This is a genomic window from Propionispora vibrioides (assembly GCF_900110485.1).
GTDB lineage: Bacteria > Bacillota > Negativicutes > Propionisporales > Propionisporaceae > Propionispora > Propionispora vibrioides.
This window is the reverse complement of sequence record NZ_FODY01000032.1, coordinates 19,393-39,044: the sequence shown is the minus strand read 5'-3', so window position 1 is coordinate 39,044 and position 19,652 is coordinate 19,393. Positions and strand designations below refer to the sequence as shown.

Annotated in this window: 20 protein-coding genes; 15 read left to right on the top strand and 5 right to left on the bottom strand. The window is 41.1% G+C overall.

Features of this window, described 5'->3' with window-relative positions:
* Nucleotides 1-241, top strand: a 241-nt coding sequence (locus tag BMW43_RS18725) for a group II intron maturase-specific domain-containing protein (RefSeq protein ID WP_281246135.1), incomplete at its 5' end; no start/stop codon positions are given.
* A gap of 148 nt (nucleotides 242-389) precedes the next feature.
* Here BMW43_RS18725 and BMW43_RS18720 read toward each other — a convergent pair.
* Nucleotides 390-1,904: an LA2681 family HEPN domain-containing protein gene (locus BMW43_RS18720; RefSeq protein WP_091751433.1), complete on the bottom strand. Its 1,515-nt coding sequence runs from the start codon at nucleotides 1,902-1,904 to the stop codon at nucleotides 390-392.
* A 622-nt stretch (nucleotides 1,905-2,526) separates the two neighbouring features.
* Between BMW43_RS18720 and BMW43_RS18715 the strand changes: the two genes are divergently transcribed.
* From BMW43_RS18715 to BMW43_RS18690, 6 genes are all read left to right on the top strand, one after another.
* Nucleotides 2,527-3,204 carry a flavodoxin family protein gene (locus BMW43_RS18715; RefSeq protein ID WP_091751430.1) on the top strand — a complete coding sequence of 226 codons (678 nt, stop codon included), beginning with the start codon at nucleotides 2,527-2,529 and terminating at the stop codon, nucleotides 3,202-3,204.
* A 201-nt stretch (nucleotides 3,205-3,405) separates the two neighbouring features.
* Nucleotides 3,406-3,759 (top strand): MerR family transcriptional regulator, encoded by a 354-nt coding sequence (locus BMW43_RS18710; RefSeq protein ID WP_245732614.1) that lies wholly within the window; start codon nucleotides 3,406-3,408, stop codon nucleotides 3,757-3,759.
* Between the two features lie 15 nt (nucleotides 3,760-3,774).
* A complete protein-coding gene (locus BMW43_RS18705; RefSeq protein WP_091751424.1) occupies nucleotides 3,775-4,560 on the top strand; it encodes an amidohydrolase family protein in 786 nt (261 codons plus the stop codon).
* Between the two features lie 376 nt (nucleotides 4,561-4,936).
* Nucleotides 4,937-5,494 carry a PadR family transcriptional regulator gene (locus tag BMW43_RS18700; RefSeq protein ID WP_091751421.1) on the top strand — a complete coding sequence of 186 codons (558 nt, stop codon included), beginning with the start codon at nucleotides 4,937-4,939 and terminating at the stop codon, nucleotides 5,492-5,494.
* Entirely contained in the window at nucleotides 5,440-6,273 is an 834-nt protein-coding gene (locus BMW43_RS18695) for a flavodoxin family protein (RefSeq protein WP_245732612.1), read from the top strand. Before BMW43_RS18700 ends, BMW43_RS18695 begins: the two co-directional genes overlap by 55 nt.
* A 20-nt stretch (nucleotides 6,274-6,293) precedes the next feature.
* Nucleotides 6,294-6,977, top strand: coding sequence for a VC0807 family protein (locus tag BMW43_RS18690; protein ID WP_091751415.1), 684 nt, complete (start codon nucleotides 6,294-6,296; stop codon nucleotides 6,975-6,977).
* 274 nt (nucleotides 6,978-7,251) lie between these two features.
* Here BMW43_RS18690 and BMW43_RS18685 read toward each other — a convergent pair whose 3' ends face one another.
* From BMW43_RS18685 to BMW43_RS18670, 4 genes are all read right to left on the bottom strand, one after another.
* Nucleotides 7,252-8,139: a DMT family transporter gene (locus BMW43_RS18685; RefSeq protein ID WP_091751412.1), complete on the bottom strand. Its 888-nt coding sequence runs from the start codon at nucleotides 8,137-8,139 to the stop codon at nucleotides 7,252-7,254.
* A gap of 200 nt (nucleotides 8,140-8,339) precedes the next feature.
* Nucleotides 8,340-8,678: a L,D-transpeptidase gene (locus tag BMW43_RS18680; RefSeq protein ID WP_091751409.1), complete on the bottom strand. Its 339-nt coding sequence runs from the start codon at nucleotides 8,676-8,678 to the stop codon at nucleotides 8,340-8,342.
* Nucleotides 8,679-8,847: 169 nt separating this feature from the next.
* The gene (locus BMW43_RS18675; RefSeq protein ID WP_143050663.1) at nucleotides 8,848-9,288 is read right to left on the bottom strand and encodes a hypothetical protein; all 441 of its coding nucleotides are present in this window, start codon (nucleotides 9,286-9,288) and stop codon (nucleotides 8,848-8,850) included.
* Complete coding sequence (locus BMW43_RS18670; protein WP_091751403.1) at nucleotides 9,285-9,650, bottom strand: hypothetical protein; 366 nt, start codon at nucleotides 9,648-9,650, stop codon at nucleotides 9,285-9,287. The genes BMW43_RS18675 and BMW43_RS18670 overlap by 4 nt, the downstream gene beginning before the upstream one ends.
* 344 nt (nucleotides 9,651-9,994) lie before the next feature.
* Between BMW43_RS18670 and ddlA the strand changes: the two genes are divergently transcribed.
* The 8 genes from ddlA (at nucleotide 9,995) to BMW43_RS18630 (ending at nucleotide 19,628) form a co-directional block, all read left to right on the top strand.
* Entirely contained in the window at nucleotides 9,995-11,092 is a 1,098-nt protein-coding gene (ddlA, locus tag BMW43_RS18665) for a D-alanine--D-alanine ligase (RefSeq protein ID WP_091751400.1), read from the top strand.
* A gap of 297 nt (nucleotides 11,093-11,389) precedes the next feature.
* Nucleotides 11,390-13,408 carry a Na+/H+ antiporter gene (locus tag BMW43_RS18660; RefSeq protein WP_091751397.1) on the top strand — a complete coding sequence of 673 codons (2,019 nt, stop codon included), beginning with the start codon at nucleotides 11,390-11,392 and terminating at the stop codon, nucleotides 13,406-13,408.
* Nucleotides 13,409-13,591: 183 nt separating this feature from the next.
* Nucleotides 13,592-15,511 (top strand): BglG family transcription antiterminator, encoded by a 1,920-nt coding sequence (locus BMW43_RS18655; protein WP_177173678.1) that lies wholly within the window; start codon nucleotides 13,592-13,594, stop codon nucleotides 15,509-15,511.
* Between the two features lie 129 nt (nucleotides 15,512-15,640).
* Complete coding sequence (locus BMW43_RS18650; protein WP_091751391.1) at nucleotides 15,641-16,120, top strand: PTS sugar transporter subunit IIA; 480 nt, start codon at nucleotides 15,641-15,643, stop codon at nucleotides 16,118-16,120.
* Between the two features lie 26 nt (nucleotides 16,121-16,146).
* The gene (locus BMW43_RS18645) at nucleotides 16,147-16,446 is read left to right on the top strand and encodes a PTS sugar transporter subunit IIB (RefSeq protein ID WP_091751388.1); all 300 of its coding nucleotides are present in this window, start codon (nucleotides 16,147-16,149) and stop codon (nucleotides 16,444-16,446) included.
* Between the two features lie 78 nt (nucleotides 16,447-16,524).
* Nucleotides 16,525-17,781 carry a PTS transporter subunit IIC gene (locus BMW43_RS18640; RefSeq protein WP_091751385.1) on the top strand — a complete coding sequence of 419 codons (1,257 nt, stop codon included), beginning with the start codon at nucleotides 16,525-16,527 and terminating at the stop codon, nucleotides 17,779-17,781.
* 138 nt (nucleotides 17,782-17,919) lie between these two features.
* Entirely contained in the window at nucleotides 17,920-18,570 is a 651-nt protein-coding gene (rpe, locus tag BMW43_RS18635) for a ribulose-phosphate 3-epimerase (RefSeq protein WP_091751383.1), read from the top strand.
* 11 nt (nucleotides 18,571-18,581) lie between these two features.
* Nucleotides 18,582-19,628 carry a galactitol-1-phosphate 5-dehydrogenase gene (locus BMW43_RS18630; RefSeq protein ID WP_091751380.1) on the top strand — a complete coding sequence of 349 codons (1,047 nt, stop codon included), beginning with the start codon at nucleotides 18,582-18,584 and terminating at the stop codon, nucleotides 19,626-19,628.
* Nucleotides 19,629-19,652 lie beyond the last annotated feature (24 nt).

Below are 19,652 nucleotides of genomic sequence, written 5' to 3'. Positions count from 1 at the left end.
CACGGAGCTAGGAACCTTGATCAAACAGATAAATGCCAAGCTGGTTGGGCACTTTCGCTACTATGGGGTAACCGACAACAGCAATGGAATCCATACCTTTGGATACTGCGTACGGCGTAAATTGTTTGAAATACTCAATCGCAGAAGCCAAAAGAAGAGCTTGACGTGGGAAGGATTTGCAAAACTAACAGATAGATTCCCGCTAGCAAAAGCGAGAATCTATGTGAATATCTATGGCTAAACGTAAGTAAATGCTGCTATGAAGAGCCGGATGCCTTAATAGGGCAAGTCCGGTTCCGTGAGGGGGGCTGGAATGTGAGTTCCGCCTCTACTCGACTGCATCTCTCCTTGCTAAAGGTACATTGGTAACAGGGCTGCTAAAATCACGGTTAGCGTTCGGTGAGCTTTTCGCGATTTTTCTCCGAGACATAGATAGACATGACTAAGAGGATGATCACTTCCCGGGTGTTTTTCATTAAGGTTATGGTCAAGGCCTCAAATTCCTGAAAGCTGATCTTGTAGGCAAGATTGTCTAAGCTACTGTCTGACGATGAATCCGGGTGATAATCCAATATTTTAAAATAACGGTGTTCTATGGCATTACGCACCTGGCTAACTTTGGACATAACCGGGTCGATATGTTTGTTGATACCTGAAATCGTTCTATTGCTAATATCCTTAAAAATCCACCATAATCCAAGAAGCGGATAGTTTTCTTCCACAAAATTCTCTAATCTGTTTCGGTCTTTTTGATTTGGATGCAAAATTCGTTTGTAGGATACTTCTTTTTCAGGAATTCCTAAATCGAAGTATTGATTAAGGAAATAGGTTACTCTGTCAAAAATAGCATACATGCTTCGATAAGCTGCTTTGATTTTCTCAATACCAAGGCCATATACCGGATAATCAGGGGTATTCACCAGAAAGACATCCTTGTCCGAAAAGTGAGCTTCCCGAATCGTTAATCCCTCGTAAGCTAAAAACCGGGCAGCCACATATTCCTGCTTTATTTGATTAAACAATCCGTGATAGCGTGGCAGCATTGTGGGAATAGTTGATTTTTCCATATTGGGCAAGTGGATGGGATCATAACCGGCGCCTACTCCCTTATAGACATCATTTAACGTATTTAGCGAGAGAACATAATGGGCACACCACTTGCGATAATTTTTTTCAGCGGCATCATTTATATCCATAGGAAAATCATAGGGGTGCTGTAAATAATCCGGGCCAATCCAAGTTTCCAATTCTTCTTTTTTCTTTGAGAAGGCAGCAGCCGCTTCCGGGTATGGATTATTATACTGCAAACTGGCAGAGAGCTTCTCATGGGCTTTTTGATATAGAATAGGCCTGTGCCCGGTGTCATAATCTAAATCGGCATAGTCAATAATTTTTAATCCTAAATTGCCGAGAGCCATCGAAAAATTCGTTGATGAAAGCTCGTCCAACACTCCTAAGGCCCTTATCAGGCGACCGCTTTCTGATAGTAAGTTAGAATAGTTTACGATCAGACTATAGTAGAATCCCTTAAAATAAGCAATTTCCGTTTCGTCATCATGGGCATAAATATTCGTATAGGTAGATTGGCAAAGGGTATAGGATGTACGGAAAAGATAAAAACACTTTTCATATTCTGCTTCATATTTTCTGAGTCCCATGGTATGTGTGGGGCAGGTTTTTAATTCGATATCCGTTTGAATCGACAGAGAAATCCAGTAATTTAAACAGGTAAAGCTATTGTAAAGATATTTTGCCCGGACGATAGGTTCTCTGCTTTCATCATGGCCTTTTTCCCAGCAAAGACTGACTAACTTAGCTAATTGGTTTTTATCATGATGGCAGAAGGCTTCATCGCATTCTGCTGAATTTTTTATGAGCTCTTCATCGGCATACCATTTTCTCATAAGCAATAAATACCTTTCATAGAAGTAAGTTAGCCTTTTCTTTAAGTATATATCATTTCTTGCTTATTTTTATAAAATATTCATTATAATTGTTTGTGGGCTTCATGCCGGTTTCAATGGCAGGTTTCGGAATATGAATGAGTAAATAGTTTGGCGCGCAGGCATTTTCCATATTGACCGAAAAAGCGAAAAAAATACGATCTTTATAGGATTGTATATGGAAAGTGAGAGTTGTTATACTGAGGATGTTTTTTAGAGCGATATCTATATTGAAAAACAAAAGGATAGCTTAACAGCGATAGTTGGTTAAACTATCCTTGTTTTTTGCACTCTACGGCTCGTTTATTGATAGTAATGCCAATATACTCTAAACTAAATCTGTGCAGGATTGGATTGTTTACTTGATGGAGAGAGTCGAGCTTTAGGGCGATAACTACTAGTACCTCATCTGCGTTAAAACGATAGTTATTTTTGCGAGGATTTTTTTGCAATGCGAGGCGGAGGAGCCGCACAGATCGAGAATCTGTAAGGGGACGACAACGAAGCAGTGCGGAAAAAGACCGCAAAAATAGCAGAGTTTTTAATGCAGATGAGGTACTAGAAATAAGAAGAGGTGAAAGCGATGAAAATAACAGTATTTAATGGCAGTCCCCGCGCAGAGCAAAGTACCACCAATATTATCGTGCAAAAATTTCTGGAGGGTGCTAAATTAGCGGGAGCTGCTGTAGACAATGTTTTTTTAATAAACAAGGATATTAATCACTGTAACGGATGTTTTTCTTGCTGGTTTAAAACGCCTGGACAGTGTGTTTTTAACGATGGGATGGCAGAACTGCTGGAAAAATATATGTCATCCGATATAATTTGTTATGCTACACCGGTATACACTTGGAATATGACGGCAGCTCTGAAAAATTTTGTGGATCGCCTTATTCCTTTAAGACGTCCTGTGGCGACCCAAACTGAAGAGCATTATGATATGGAAGTCAGAACCAAGTTTCCCGATGCAGTTGTTATTGCGAATTGTGGATTTCCTGGCGAAAACAATTTTGAGACGATAAAAGCAGTATTCAAGCCGTGTAATCCCATATTGGAGATTTATAGAAATAGTGGTAAACTGCTAAAAACGAGTAACCCAGAACTAAAAGCGGTCGTAGATGAATATTTAGGCTATGTAAAGCAGTCCGGCTTTGAAATTGTAAACAATAATAAAATAGCTGATGATACCAAGCTGAAACTCCAGATGGAGCTTATTCATCCTGAAGAATATGTGGATAGGATGAATATAAGATTGGCTTAAACTGTAGAAGAGCCAACGGATTTTACCCGTTGACTCTTTTCTTTTATTTTTCTTTACCAGTAAAAGGGTGATTCTTTGAATCTCAATCCAGGTGGGTTTTAAATTGAGTAGTTTTTTTAGTAAAGCACGGGTTTTAGTGATTAATTATTGATTGACTATAACATGGATGTCATAGTTTATAATAAAAGCGGGGGTGGACAAATGATGCTTATCAAGGCGTTGGCTTTAAAAACAGGGGCAAGCATCAGGTCATTGCGATATTATGAAACTAAACATTTGATTCAAGCGAACAGACTTGACAATGGTTATCGTGATTATGATGAAACATCGGTTCAAAAGGTAAAAACCATTCAGCTATATTTGAGTCTGGGACTAACGACAGAGGATATTGCCGGCATTATTGACTGCCCAACTTCGTTTTCAAACAGGCCGTTATGCCAGGCAGCCTATCAGCTCTATAAAACAAAGCTGGAAGAAGTAAATAAACAGATGGCCGTGTTGCAGCAGATACAATTCCGACTGGAGGAGCGCATTCAGGAACTTGAACAGAATTAAGAAGGGGGCCTTTTTATGATTATTGATAGTCATGCGCATGTCATGCTGCCGCAGGAGAGGCAAATAGAAATGATGAAACAGGCAGGCATAGAACGCACTATCTTGTTTGCTACGACAATTCATCCGGAAACGGCAAGAGACATAGATGAGTTTGCAACTGAATTGAAAAATTTATATGATATTTTAAACGGAAGGAAAAATCCGGTTCAAGAAAGAATCGCGTCAACGACGGAGCTGGTGCAGATAGTAAAGAACAACCCTGAGAAATATATTGGCTTTGGACCCATTCCTTTGGGACTGTCTTATGACGAGAATTTGGAGTGGATCGAACGATATATTTTAGCGAATCATTTTAAGGGAATTGGTGAACTTGCGCCAGGTACCGGGCAAGCCGGAAAATTAGAACCGCTGTTTCAGGCATCCCATGAAGCCGGTGACCTTCCTCTTTGGGTTCATACCTTTTTCCCATTGAGTTTTGCCGATATCAAGGTGCTTCTTGGTTTAGCTGCTAAGTATCCGGCAATACCTTTGATAGTGGGACATTTAGGGGGAGTAAACTGGTTGGATACATTGAAAGCAGTGCGGGAACTGCCCAATGTTTATCTTGATTTGTCGGCAACTTTTACGACCGTGGCCCCAGCCTTTGCTATTCAGGAATATCCTGAGCGTACCCTCTTTAGTTCAGACGCTCCCTACGCCTCACCGCTTGTCGCCCGTAGCATATTAGAACAGATTGTTCCCGATAAGCAGGTTTTACAAGAGGTTTTGGGTGGAAATATTGCCCGGCTATTAAATCTTTAAATAAATTAATCACTAGGGCGTGTTTTTAGCTTAGCAGAAACATTCACTAACGGCATTATTTCTTCGAATTTTTGCCTCGTTTAGCCTAAAATTAATGGTCATGGATCATTCCACTGATTTTGAGAATACATCCTTGGAACCAGCTTGTTTTATGGCATAGATATTCAGATTAAAGAGAACAGTGGACCTTATGCTTTCGTGTAAGGTCCACTGTTCTCTTCTTGTTTTCAGTTTGAGACGTCTGTTTGGCGGATATTTTACGCATGTTCCTGAACGTATAATTTTTTATACTTTGTCCTGTGAAATATAGTTGACAAATTATATATAACTTTGCTAATATGAAAATGAAATTAATTCCAGTTATGGAGGGCATGATATGGCTTTAAATCACACCCTATTGGGCTTATTATCCTTTAAGCCTATGACAGGGTACCAACTCAAACAACTATTTGAATCCTCAATCAATCATTTTTGGAATGCCCATATGAGCCAGATTTATCGTGAACTTAGTTCCATGGAGGAAAAAGGCTGGGTAACCTCCATCATCGAGCCGCAGGAAGGTAAGCCTGATAAAAAAATCTACTCCGTTACGCAGGAGGGTACGGAAGTATTTAAGCGCTGGCTGCAGGAGTTTCCCGAAACCATGGAAGAAGCGGGACGAAGTGATTTTTTGGCGCGGATTTTTTTTGCCTCGCATATTGATCCAGCCGATTTGGCATATGAGCTCCGGCGCTTTATACGTAAACGGCAAGATCAGCTTAACTCGTATAGAGAGACGGAAGCCCGGATTAAGGAGCAACGAAAAAAAGGCGATCCTGATGCTGTTTTTTGGTATATGACACTTAGAAGAGGCGTAAAAACAACGGAAGCATCCATTGAGTGGGCACAGGAATGCCTGGATTTGGTAGAGGAAATAAAGCGGAACAAGGAATAGAGGTTTTAGTTTATGGTTTAATAATAAAATTGAGACGGCGAGGGGGAAGTCAAGTGAATAAAATCGTAGCTATCAACGGCAGCCCCAAAGGTAAGGCCAGCAATACCAATGTGATGGTCGGTGCTTTTTTAAAGGGAGCACAAGCGGCAGGGGCCGAAACGGTAAACGTCTTTTTAGCGGAAAAGGATGTAAAGCACTGCAGAGGCTGCTTTTCCTGCTGGCTTAGCACCCCTGGCCAATGTGTGATAAAGGATGCTATGGCTGAAATATTGGCTCTTTGCGAAGGTGTAGACATTTTTGTGCTGGCTACTCCTCTTTATTTTGATAATATTTCCGGTATGCTGAAAGATTTTATGGATCGCATGATCGTCAAAGGTGATCCTCATTTTGAAAAGGGTTCGAATGGAGAATGCCGGCACTTGAAAAGAATAGACGCACCCTCACCGAAGCTTGTCATGATATCTAATTGCGGTTTTTCGGAAAGATCCCATTTCCAGGTGATATCCCACTGGATCAAAAGAGCGGCGCTTAACATGAAGACAGAAGTACTCGGAGAATTCTACGCCGCCCAGGGCGGTCTTTTAAGTATCAATACTGACGAACTACGTCCGATTATTACCGGTTATCTAAGAAACCTGGAAAACGCGGGCCGGGCGATTGCTTTAGGCCAAAGTGTGTCTGAAGAAACCAAACGGTTATTGGAACAGAACTTTATTCCTGATGAAGTATATATTCAAAAAGCAAATAGCTATTTTGACACTGTTTTGAATAACAAATAAATAAAAAGCAAAGAGGGATTTTGAAGGGGAGATTTATTATTTCAACAGATAAAAACATCGCAGGATCACCGTGGTATATTGTGCTTTTCCGGCATTTTCCTGTGCGAACGCTGCTTATTGACATGGCCATTCCCATCCTGTGCTATTCTGTTTTAGCCAATTATGAAAAGCCTCTTGCCGGCATATTTTTCGCAGGAGTATGGAGCATAATGAGAGTGATTTGGGAAAGTGTCCGGCATAAAAAGGTATCCATATTTGCTTTGATGACCATTGTTTTTACGGTAGTTGAGTTTATCATGTTTTACGTTTCAAGTAGCTTGTACTGGCTTTCTTTAGCTATACGGAGTGAAATTTATGGAATTCTTGTCATGGCAACCTTGGCTTTCAAGAAAACTTTTATCGAAATAATGGTGGAAGAATCGAAAACGACCAATTTTACGGAGGAATTTAAAGAGACTAAGTATTATCGAAACTGTTGGAGATTGGTAACGGCTGCATGGGGGATCACATATATTGCAAAAGGCTTGTTTTATCTGTATGTTGCGCCGGAGCTTGATATAGGCCTTGCATTTACGATACGGGCAATACTTGGTTGGCCTTTAGATATAATCCTGATTGCCTTTTCGATCCAGTTTCCGCATAAATACTGGCATCGCGAATATGAGAAGGGTAACATTACCATGCCGATTATAAAGGAAAAATAAGTAAGTTATCGAATTAGAGCCTTAGCTATCATACTAATCTAGTTAAGGCTCTGGTTATAATATAGAAACAGTTCTTCGTCGAAGAATTTAGGGAGGAAAATACTTGAGTAAGGTAGGCTCTGGATTGCCGGCTTTTGCAATGTAGTGGACTTAAGAGTATGGAGGCAATTACAATGTCATTCCTTGATTGTAAGATAGATGGAACTTTGAGCTTCGGAAGCAATAGGCGATATAGAAGTAAAACGATCAATTGGTTAAGCAACAGCACGTGTGTTTAAGCTGATTTTGTTATTTTTTGAATCAAGCCCTCACCGGTTTCGCTTAGGAAGGTTGAGCCTAAGATCAGGATTCCACCAATTATTTGTGAATAAGTCATGGCTTCACCTAGCAGCACTGCGGAGAGGAATACGGCGGTAACCGGATCAATATAACTTAGAATGGCAATGGTTTGTCCTTTTATTTCTTTCATGGATGAAAAGTATATCAGGTAGGCTAAGCCTGTATGTATGATGCCGACAACCAGGATCAGGAGTACAACTTGTCCATTCAGTGAAGCTAATGGGATTCCCTGGTTATAAAGAAGACTGGGAAGCAATACCAGACCTGCCATAAAAAGCTGGATCAGCGTTGTTTCAAAACCGGATAATCCTTTTATGAACTTGTTCATAAGTATTACACTGGCATACAGGGCTGCTGCTGCCAGACCGTAACCAATGCCTACTAAGTGTGTGTTAGAGAGGGGGGCTGTACTGTCGCCGTTTAATATCATAAAAAGCCCAACGATAGCGGCAATAATACAAACTATTTTGATCATGGTAAGGCGTTCTTTTAGAATCAGGGGAGACAGTATCATGACAAACATAGGGGCGAAGTAATAGCTCAGTGTTGCGTTAGCTATTGTTGTGTATTTATAAGCTTGAAACAGTAGTATCCAGTTAAAACCGATGGCAGCACCGGAAAGTAAAAGTATCCGTATATTTTTCTTTATGATCGTAGGCGAAAATGTTTGTCCCATGATAAAGCCTGCACATATTAAAAATACACAGCCAATGACAGCTCGTAAAAAGGCAATATCCAGAGACGGCAGATTTATATTTTTAACAAACACTCCGATAGTGCCAAAAATAAGCATAGCAGTTATAAATTTTAGTTGATCTTTCATGCGGTATTCATCTCTTTTCGGTGTAATTTTGATTCTAGTATGGGTGCTTTGTCTTATTGGGGGCTCAGCAGGGTATACCTCTTTTACTGAAATCTCTGTGGGACAGTAAATGAAAGAAAACTCCGCTTGTAAGAAAGGCGGAGTAAATTCTTAAATATGCTGTTAGTGGTTGATGGGACAATCATCGGAATCAAGCAATATTATATCATAATGACCGGAGTTCCGACATCCACTTTTTCAAAAAGTTCCTCGATATCTGGGTTGTACATCCGCACACAGCCGCCCGAAACATACCCTTCTACCGGGCCGTTCCAGGAGCCGTGGAGACAGGTTCTATCTGATGATAAAACAAGTCTTCTTGAACCAAAATCTATATCACCCTGGTTTTTAAAAACCAACTTTTCGACAACTTTATAGCTGCCTGGCGGCGTAGGTGTTTCCGATTTTCCGCTGCCTACACGATATTCTTTAATTAATTGGTCATTTTCAAAATAACAGGCACGGTGGGTAGTCAGGTGTACTACCACGTATTTTTCCATTATTCATCACTCCCTATGATTATTCTATGTGACATTATGTTTTTTGCGCATAATAAATGCCCGTGAAATAGGGAGGATACTGTCGACTCTTCAACCACAAAAAAGCAAGGCTTATACTTCAAAGCCTTGCTTTTTATCTTGCTATTCTTTTTGGATATTGGTCAATGATCTAACTCCATAAATGCCTTAGAAAACTTAACTTTTCTATATTACTATTTTCCTTAGCGGTACGACTCCGTTTTCCTTGATGAATACCTGCCGCTTTTGCTAAAAGACTCCGGGTTTCAGCCTGTAAAGCAGCCATCTCTTTCTCCAGGCCTTCGATTTTTTTCATCACTTTAATTTTTTCTTGTTCTTTTTTTTCAGCAAAGGCCTGGGCTTCGCTAATGATTCTTGCTGCCTCCTGCTCCGCCCGACCTGTAAGATAATCGGGAATATCATTAATATAGTCGCAAACTCTTTCCAGCAGTTTTCGACGCTGCGTGGCTGCCTCCATATGCAGTTTTATTATAGCAAGCACTTGGCCCATATATTGCTGAGGCTCTGTTTCAGTCACAATCCCTGTCCACCTGGCCAGGTTTTTATTATCGCCTACGTATTGCTCCATCATCCCTCCTCCTTGAAGTTGTAAAAGTCTATATTATTAAAGTCCGCCACCTGCTGCAATGCCATTTTGATGCTATCAAGCTTTTTATACACATCATCGCGCATTTGCTGCAATTCAAACAAGCGCCGTTGCTGGGCTTCAAGGCTTCGTACCGCGTCCTCCCTTATTTTCTGTCCCGCTTTTTGCGCCTGTTGAATGATTTCTTCACCACCGGCAAGATACTCTGTCATTAACGTTAATAATTGTTGTTCCTCTTCATTGGATTTTATCAATCTTTTTTTAAATTCTTTAATACCCCCAATCATATCTTCACTATTTTCCGCTTTGCTTGTAATAGCCAGACAGTACTCTTTTTTATCTACCATTTCAATCCTCCAACCATAGATATTAAAATTCAGGCTATTTACTGATGTAAGGAAAGGATTTTATTTTACAAATTATTCCATTAATGCTAATGTAGCACAATATCCATTATTTGTAAATAAAAAACCTGTATAAGGCCTATGCCATGAAAAACCACCATAGATCGCTGCCTGTGGCGTTTACCTTAAAAAAATTAATGGCTTAATTCTTTATGGCTTTAGGGAAAAATGACGATAAAAGGACTAGCAAAGACAGTTAATTTAGGAATATACTAAAAGAACGGGCAGGATAAATTTTACTGCACGGGAGTACAATATAAAGATATTGCGTAATAGGAGGTGCGGGTTTGCGTAAGATTAATGTGGGAATCTTATTCGGCGGCAAATCCACCGAACATGAGGTTTCATTGCAGTCGGCCAAGAACGTGATTGATGCAATTGACAAACAAAAATATGAGGTTACCCTGATTGGCATTGACAAGAGCGGACGCTGGTATTTGAATGACCGGTCGCATTTTTTATTAAATGAAAATGACCCCAAACTAATTGCTCTTAACAAGTCGTCCATAAACATGATGTTTGTGCCCGGTGCGGAAGGAGCGCAGGCCATCAGTCCGCTGGGCGGCGGTTCGGCAAGCCATATTGACGTTGTGTTTCCGGTACTGCACGGAGCCTGCGGCGAAGACGGCACCATGCAGGGGCTTTTGAAGCTGGCCGGTATTCCTTTTGTTGGGGCCGGGGTTTTAGGGTCGGCTGTCGGCATGGATAAGGATGTTGCCAAACGGCTATTGCGGGATGCCGGAATTCCCATCGCCAAGTTTATCGTCGTACATAAATGGGACCAGGAAGGCTTAACATTCAGCCAGGTGAGCGGTGAACTGGGCCTGCCGCTGTTCATCAAGCCGGCCAATGCCGGTTCGTCGGTTGGCGTAAGCAAGGTAAGAAACGAAGAACAGTTCCAGGCGGCACTGGCTGCGGCCTTCCAGTATGACACCAAGGTACTGATTGAAGAATTTATTGAAGGCCGGGAAGTGGAATGCGCCGTATTAGGCAATGAAGCGCCGATTGCTTCCCGTGTTGGCGAGATCAAAGCTCAGCAGGAATTCTACTCGTATGAGGCCAAATACATTGACGAAAATGGGGCGGTTCTGGAAATCCCGGCTAACCTGCCGGAAGACGTGATTAAGCAGATCCAAACCGTCGCCGTAAAAGCCTTTAAGGTTCTCTGCTGTGAAGGGATGGCCCGCGTGGACTTTTTCCTGACCAAAGATAACCGGGCAGTCATTAATGAGATCAACACCATCCCCGGCTTTACCAAAATCAGCATGTATCCCAAACTGTGGGAAATCAGCGGCATAGCCTATCCGGATTTAATCGACCGCCTGATCCAGTTGGCGCTGGAGCGCCATGCCAATGAAAAGGAACTCAAGACCGACCGGGTGTAAATATGGAAAATGAAACGATAAGTCTATAAAGAATCAAAACAGCTATTTAGCCGTCAGTGCTAAATAGCTGTTTTACTTTTTGCTATATTGCTTTCATTTTAATTCTTATCATACATCTCATAAACAGTGTGCGTACTATGCAACGGAGGAAGGACTTGATCTGACATGTATGACGGAGTGGTGAATTTTGCTATAATAGATAAAAGAATGGTAACCGGTCATTATTGAAAAGGGATGAGCCAATGGAACGGCCCGGACCGCTGGGCTGTCCCCGGTATATTAGGAATGGAGAATGAAATGGATATATTAATCATCATATTGCTGCTGCTTTTCTGTCTGCTATTTTCCAATGTCGTCAGCCATTATGTTCCGTCGGTGCCGACAGCACTTACGCAAATCGCCATGGGCATCGTGCTTGCCGTTATCATTAAGGATATTTCATTTAAAATAGAAACGGGATGGTTTTTGCTGCTGTTTGTCGCGCCGCTGTTGTACAATGACGGAAGTCGTTTTCCCCGGGAGGAATTGTGGGAAATGCGCCTGCCGATCCTGGGCAATGCTATTATTCTGGTTATTGTAACAACGTTAGGCGGCGGCTATTTTATTCACTGGATGATACCCGGTCTTCCGCTAACGGCGGCCTTTGCCCTGGCGGCTATTTTATCACCTACAGACCCTGTGGCCGTGAACGGAATCGCCAAAAGGATTCACATTCCCCAGAAAGTATTGTCACTCGTACGGGGGGAATCTTTAATCAATGATGCCTCGGGCCTGGTTGCCTTCAATTACGCAATCACGGCAGTCGTAACAGGCTATTTTTTACTGAACGAGGCAATTATGGATTTCTCCTATAAATTCCTGGCCGGGGCGATAGCCGGTCTGATACTGGGTTTTCTGGTAACCTGGCTGCGGTTTGCGCTGCGCCGACAAGGCATTGCCGACGTAACCTTTCATTCGCTGCTGCAGATACTGACCCCATTTGCCGTCTATCTTATTACGGAAGATGTTTTGCACGCTTCCGGCGTTATCGGTGTGGTTGCAGCCGGGATTGTTCATGCCCTGGTGAGAGAACGGACGGAAACCATGATCGCCGAAGAGCAGATACTGACAGAAAACATCTGGTCCATCGTTTTGTTTGTGCTAAATGGGGTGGTATTCCTGTTATTGGGATTAAACATTCCTTCCTCCATGGCGGAAGCCGTGGCAGATCCGAGTATAAACAACTACCTGCTCATCGGCTATGCTGCCGTAATCGGAGCGGTTATCCTAGGTATCCGTTTTATCTGGTCCTACCTCTTTTTTTATGTTGATTATTATTATGGCAGTAAGACGAAAGATGTGGTTAAGCCCGATTTCCAGACGAATCTGATGATCAGTCTGACCGGAGTCCGGGGCGCCGTTACGATGGCAGGCGTTCTTTCCATACCCTACTTTTTAGCGAATGGCGATCAATTTCCGCAGCGGTCGCTTATTCTTTTTCTCGCAGCCGGCGTCATTTTGTTCACTTTAATCGTGGCAACCCTGTTTTTGCCGGTGTTGAGCAAAAGAGAAGCCGGTACAACGGAGGCAGGGGAGGAAATGGAGTTAGACGAAGCGAAAAGAAAAATTCTGCTGGAAGCGATTAAACAGATTCGACTGGAAATGAATGAGGAAAATCGGTTTGCCGCTTATGAACTGATTGATGAATATAAGATCAGGCTCCGGCATCTCCAGACGGAACCGATGCCGCAGGACATAAAGATATCCGAAATACGGCTGATGGCACTAAAAAAAGAAAGGGAATATATACAGGCTGTCATGGCCAGGGGTGAGATGAGTGAAGCGGTGTTTGCGTCTTTTGAAAAATCGCTTGACCGCCGGGAAGAAGCTCTCTCGGCCAATGTAAACTCCGGAGTCATGTATCTCATTGGCAGGATGATCAGAAACTGGAAGCGTTACAGGGGAGGTTCCGGTAAAAAAGCCGGGGCTTTGGCTGCCGCTAAAGTTCGTATCAGCGATGATATCCAGCTAAAGGCGCTGCAGGCCACGTATGATTTTTTGGAGCGGTATGCCCAGGAACATGACCGGGCCCATATGGTTTATCCGGTCAAGATGGATTATCGACGAATGATTGAGCGACTGGAGAAGCCGGTTAGACCAAACAGCGAAGAGAAAAAACAGCAAAAAGAAGACCTTCGCATGATGGTCATCGACATAGAACGCTCGGAAATCATCAAAATGTTTGAGGATGGGGAGATTACCAAGCAACAGGCAAAAGAGCTAAGAAGATTTGTCAATCATATCGAAAGTGTTGTGCTGTATGAATATGTTGAGTAACCCGGGGGAATGCGCGGGTTTGCGGCCCGGCATTGGTTTTCGGCAAATCTACAGAAATACTAACCCATTCTAATTTAAGAGTTAATAACACATAGCCATAATATGTCCGCTTTGCCGGACATATTATGGCTATGCTGCTTAATACTCTGTTGCTACAATTAAATTAATTTAGAGGTGATGGATATGTTACAGGCAAGAGACTCGCAGATTATATCCTTATTATTAGAACATAATCAGGGGTTGTCAGGGAATGAACTGGCAAAGCTCATTGGTGTTTCCGAACGCACAATCAGACGGGATATTAAATATATTCAGGCCAATATGGAACTTAACGGCTGCATATTACATTCCTCAGTTAAAAACGGCTATTCGTTAGAAGTGTTAGATGAAAAAAAGTTTGGTGTAATAAGAAAGCAACTAGATCAAAAGAACGAAAGCGAACAAATTATATTTTACATGTTAGAACAACTCATCCTTAACAGTTTGCATGACACTTGTATTTCGCAAATGGAACTGTCGGAGAAGCTGTATATCAGTCTTTCTACTTTAAAAAGCCATCTTAAAGATGTGGAAAAGTATTTATATAAATATCAGTTGAAGATTGTTAATTATAAAAATCGCGGCATGAAAATCTGTGGGAATGAACAGCAAATTCGCTATGCCATTTCCGAATATATTTCTACAAAATATAAAGACGGCTTGCAGCAATATTATCAGACTATCTTTACTCATATCGATATAGCCGGAATGAAGCATATTGTAATGCAAGCGCTTGATCACAATATGCTGGGCTTGACAGATTTGTCTATTGATAATTTATTAATCCATATTGCAATTTTAATAAAACGTGCCGGGGCTGGACAACTGATTCATTATGAAGAAGAGCAACTGAAGCAGATTGCTTCAACTAAAGAGTTTCAGGTTGCGCAGTATATTGTCCGGGAAATTAACCGGCATTTTGAGGTGCATATTGACCTAAATGAAACGTGCTATCTGGCACAACATATTATTACCAGTAAAAAATACTTTGAGCTTGAAACTGTTCAGTTGGATATGAATTTGGAGCAGTTGGTTCAAAAAATAATGAATACGGTCAATACAATCTGCGGTATTAATTTTTCCCAGGATGAAACCTTGATTCATTGGCTTTCCCTGCATCTTGATATTGCTATAAAACGCTTGCAGAATCACATGAATATTCGTAATGAAGCGTTGGATGTAATAAAAAAAGAATATCCCCTTGCTTTTCAAATTGCGGCTATCGCAGCAAAGGTGATTGAACAGGAAAGAAATATTAAAGTCAATGAAAATGAAATTGGGTACATTGCCATACATTTTGGCGCCGGTCTTAGCCGAAGAGGGGATGCTCATTATGTTGCTGCAAAAAAGGCAGTTCTTGTCTGTGGAACGGGTATTGGCACGTCAGTGTTAGTGAAAGCACGAATTCAAGAGTATTTTAAAGACCGGATACAAGTGATAGATACCATACCGGGTTATAAATTAACGGAAGCTGTAATAAACTCTGTGGATCTGGTTTTAACGACAATTCCTTTTCCGCAAATAAAATCAGACAAAATAATAAACCTTAAATCTTTGTTAAACATGGATGAAATCGCTTTAATTGAGAAAAAGGTCTTGGACAGGGAAGCTTTTCATAATGATCTGATTCTGGAGCTTTTCCGTAAAGAGTTTTTTTATCCACAAATGGATTTTACCAATAAATGGGACGTTTTAGAATTCATGACCGATCAAATGGTGCAAAAAGGAATGATGAATGAGATAGGAAAAGCTTCCGTCAAAGAACGGGAACAACTGTGTTCTACGGAATTAAGTAATTTACTGGCAATTCCTCATTCTTTGCATAATGATCTGAATAAAACTATTATCCCGGTTTTAATATTAAAAGAGCCGATTATTTGGAATGAAAAGCGTGTGCAGATCGTATTGCTGATCAATGTGGCAAAAGAATTCTTTGAAGTATGGGATATATTCTTTCCTAAGTTGGTTAAATTTTTGGTTAAGGAAAACGGGGTACAAGCCATATTAAAAGATCCGTCTTATTATCATTTCACCAAAAAATTAGCTGAAAAATTCATGGTTTAGACAGGTATTTTGGCAATCTTGTGAGGCTAGTACGCTGAGGCACTTAAACATTCTTGCAAACCTTATCCAATGACAGAGTACTAGAAAACCTTATAGATAAATTACAAAAGAAAAAGGAGATCATCTATTATGATTAATCGATATGTTTATCCGGAGCTTATCTGGGTAAATAAATCATTTGCAGACAAAGAAGATCTATTTAAAACAGTAGCGCAAAGTTTGTACAATAAGAATTTTGTTACGGAGACATATTATGAAAGTCTCATCGCGCGGGAAATTAAATTTCCTACAGGTTTGGATATGGAAGACTATTACGTAGCCATACCTCACAGTGAATGCGGGAATATAAGAAAGGAATTTATTAGTGTCGTTGTTCTGGAAAAGCCTGTTACGATGAATAAAATGGATGATCCTCAGATAGAGTTACCGGTGGAATATGTGTTTTTTTTAGGAATGAACAATGATCAGGACCATTTAAAAGTCTTAAAGGAAGTGATTACGATTATTCAAAATAAACATTTGATTTTAGAAATGAAAAAAACTTCATCGCCTGATCAAATTGCCGGTTTATTAACAAAAACTCAGCCTTTGTCCGAGAATGTCAAATAAAAAATATAATGAAAAGGATGATGAAAATGGCTAAAATTAAAATTTTGATTGCCTGTGGCAGCGGGATTGCCACATCCACGATTGCGGCTGATGCAGTAAAAGAGATCTGCCGGGAGTTAAAGATTGCCTATGAGATTGTTAAGTGCAGCATGACCGAAATCGCTTCTTTCGAAAAAAGTGTGGATATTATTTTTACAACCAATAATTATACGGGAAAAACTGAATTGCCCCATATGAGTCTCACTGGTTTTATTACAGGGATTAATGAGGATGCTTTGAGAGAAAAGGTAGGGAAAATGATTTCGGATATTTATGAACGGTTGTAAAAACTTGCGCCTATACGATTTTCCGGATTCTTACTTTACTTTTATCATATAAAAATAAAACAAAGGAGAGGGATTATTTTGGAGACACTATTGGCAGGTATTCAGCAAATTCTAGGGCTAGGTGCTAAGGCTATTTTACCAATTATCATCTGCGGATTAGGCCTGTTTTTCAGAATGAAATTAAGTGATGCAGTTAAATCAGGTTTAACGGTTGGGTTAGGGTTCCTGGGGTTAGGATTAATTGTAACTTTATTAACGACTACGTTAGAACCGGCTGTTGCGTATTATCAGAAACTGGGATCGGGGTATACCATTGTTGATATCGGCTGGGCAGCAGTCGGTGCCGCTTCCTGGATGGCTCCTTTTGCTGCGCTGGCAATTCCGGTGGGCCTGTTTATTAATTTGGCACTTATTAAATTCGGGGCAGTAAAAACCATGAATATTGATATATGGAACTACATGCACTTTCTGATTCCGGGCTTCTTAACTTATGTGTTGTTTAATAGTGCTATAGCGGGCTTTTTGGTTACTATTTTGATGTCGGTGATTGCGTTGTTTGTGGGCGATAAATTAGCTCCTGTCTGGCAAAGATATTTCGGACTTGAAGGGACTACCTGCACAACCGTTAATTTAATTGCGTGGACATTTCCGGTAGCCTTGCTTATTAATAAGATTATTGATTTAATACCAGGGTTGAATAAAGTGGACTTGAGTATAGAGAACGTAAATAAAAGATTGGGAATTATCGGTGATCCTATTATTATCGGACTATTTGTTGGCGGCTTACTCGGTGTATTGACAAAACAGGGCTTTTCCGGTGTTGTCACCATGGGGATCGGTGTTGCCGGGGTCATGCTTTTGATGCCCAAGATGGTTAGCATCATGATGGAAGGCCTGTCTCCTGTTGGCAAAGCAGCTAATAGTTTTATGAAGAAAAAGCTGGATAAGGAAAAAGAATTAACTATTGGTATGGACGTGGCGCTTGGTTTGGGTGATCCTACCACCATTACAACAACAGTTATTACGATACCGTTTGTCATTTTGTTTGCGCTGATTCTGCCGGGGGTTCAGTTTTTCCCGGTAGGCATGTTGACCTCCGTTTGCTACTTTGCCGTGGTTTGTACTCTTGCCAGCAATGGTAATTTGGTTAGATCGGTCATTTCGACACTTACCTATTGCGTTATCTCCATGTATACCTGCGCCTATGTCGCACCCGGAGCTACGGCGATGTTGAAAGCGGCCGGGTTAAGTATTACCGGATTGGGCACAGATGTATCGGTGGGTTCACCTATTTGGGGTGTAATTATCTACTGGTTTAGTTCGGTTCTTCATTGATGGCAGCCGGTTGAATGCATACCGTAAACAGGTATGCCGACTATAAAAATGCAACCCGTAAAAATTGAAAATTTCATATTTTCAATTAATAAGCAAGGCAGATGCATACCTGATTAAATTTAAACAGGAGACAAGGATATGGCAAAGATAATTCCTTCTATTTTTAATGCGGATATAGTAAATCTGATTGGCGATATAACCTTTTTAGAAAATAATCATATAGAAGTTTTACATGTGGATATGATGGACGGAAATTATGTGCCGAATATCGCATTTGGCCCTGATCAAATTGCAAAAATCAAAAAGAATACTTCCCTGAGCCTGGACGTTCATCTGATGGTTAATAAACCGGAACGGATCATTGACAGGGTGATAGATGCCGGAGCAGACTTAATTTCCGTTCATTATGAAGCAACACAGCATATTCATGAAGTGGTGAAAAGTATCAGAAAACGGGGAGTTAAAGCCGGCATTGCCCTTAATCCGGGAACTTCGCCTGAAGTTTTAAAATACCTGGTTGAAGAGATAGATTTCGTTTTGCTTATGTCGATTAATCCGGGACATTGGAATCAGGAGTTTATTAATACTATTTATCAGAAAATCAAAGAAACAAGCGATATTATTGCTGATCGTAATATTGCCATTGAGATTGACGGGCGGATGAATCCGCAAAGAATAAAAAAAGCATTTGATGCAGGTGCGTCTATGTTCGTGGTGGGCAGCTATTTATTTGAAGGAGATAAGCAGAAAAATATGTCCACATTGCAAGATGCACTTAACAGATTATAAGGGGTGATACTATGGATGCTTTAAAACTGTACGGGGTTCGGGATATCCGGTTTGAACAAGCTGAAAATCCGGTCATTCAGAGTGCGAATGATGTTATTGTAAAAGTTAAGGCAGCAGGGATATGCGGCTCGGATATATCCAGATATAAGCTGTTAGGCCCTTATATTCCGGGAATGATTTGGGGCCATGAATTTTCCGGAGAAGTGGTTGAGGCAGGTATCGCAGTTACCAACGTTGCCAAGGGCGACAGAGTGGCCGGTTGCCCGGTTGTCTTTGACGGAGAAGACTACTATTATAAAAAAGGGGAATATAACCGGAGCGACTTTAATACTGCTATTGGTGCAAAACGTCCAGGTGCCTTTGCGGAATATATCTGCCTGCCTTCGCAAAACCTTGTGCCGATTCCTGATACCCTTTCGTTTGATGCGGCAGCTTTGATGGAGCCTTCCACTGTAGTTCTTCATGGATTATATAGAACTTCCCTGTCGGTGGGTGATACCGTTGCGGTAGTTGGAGCCGGTGGATCGTTAGGGTTACTTGCCATTCAATGGGTTAAGGTTTTTGGAGCTAAAAAAGTAATAGCCATTGATATTGACGATGCCAAACTGGCGATAGCAAAAAGACTTGGGGCAGATGTAATTATCAATTCTTTACAGGAAGATACGGAAGCGGTTATTTTACAGCATTCCGAAGGATTAAAAGCAGATCTCGTCATTGAGGCCGCAGGATCTCCCATAACGGCATCCCAGGTATTTGCCTATGCTAAAAAGGGTGGCGGCGTTGTTTTCTTAGGTATTCCTTATGGTGATGTTACGGTGAAGCGATATTATTTTGAAAAAATATTAAGAAGTGAATTAACGGTTTGGGGATCGTGGAGTAATGTTTCGGCACCCTTTCCCGGTAAAGAATGGTCTGATAGCGTTCATTTTTTTGCCGAAGGAAAGATTAACACCGAGGAGATCATCACGCACCGGTTGCCTTTAAGCAAAGGTCCGGAGGTTTTTGAAAAGTTGATGGAAAGAAAGGAACTGTTTGGCAAAGTCATCCTTCATCCGTAATCGAAATGGAAAGTACCGTACAAA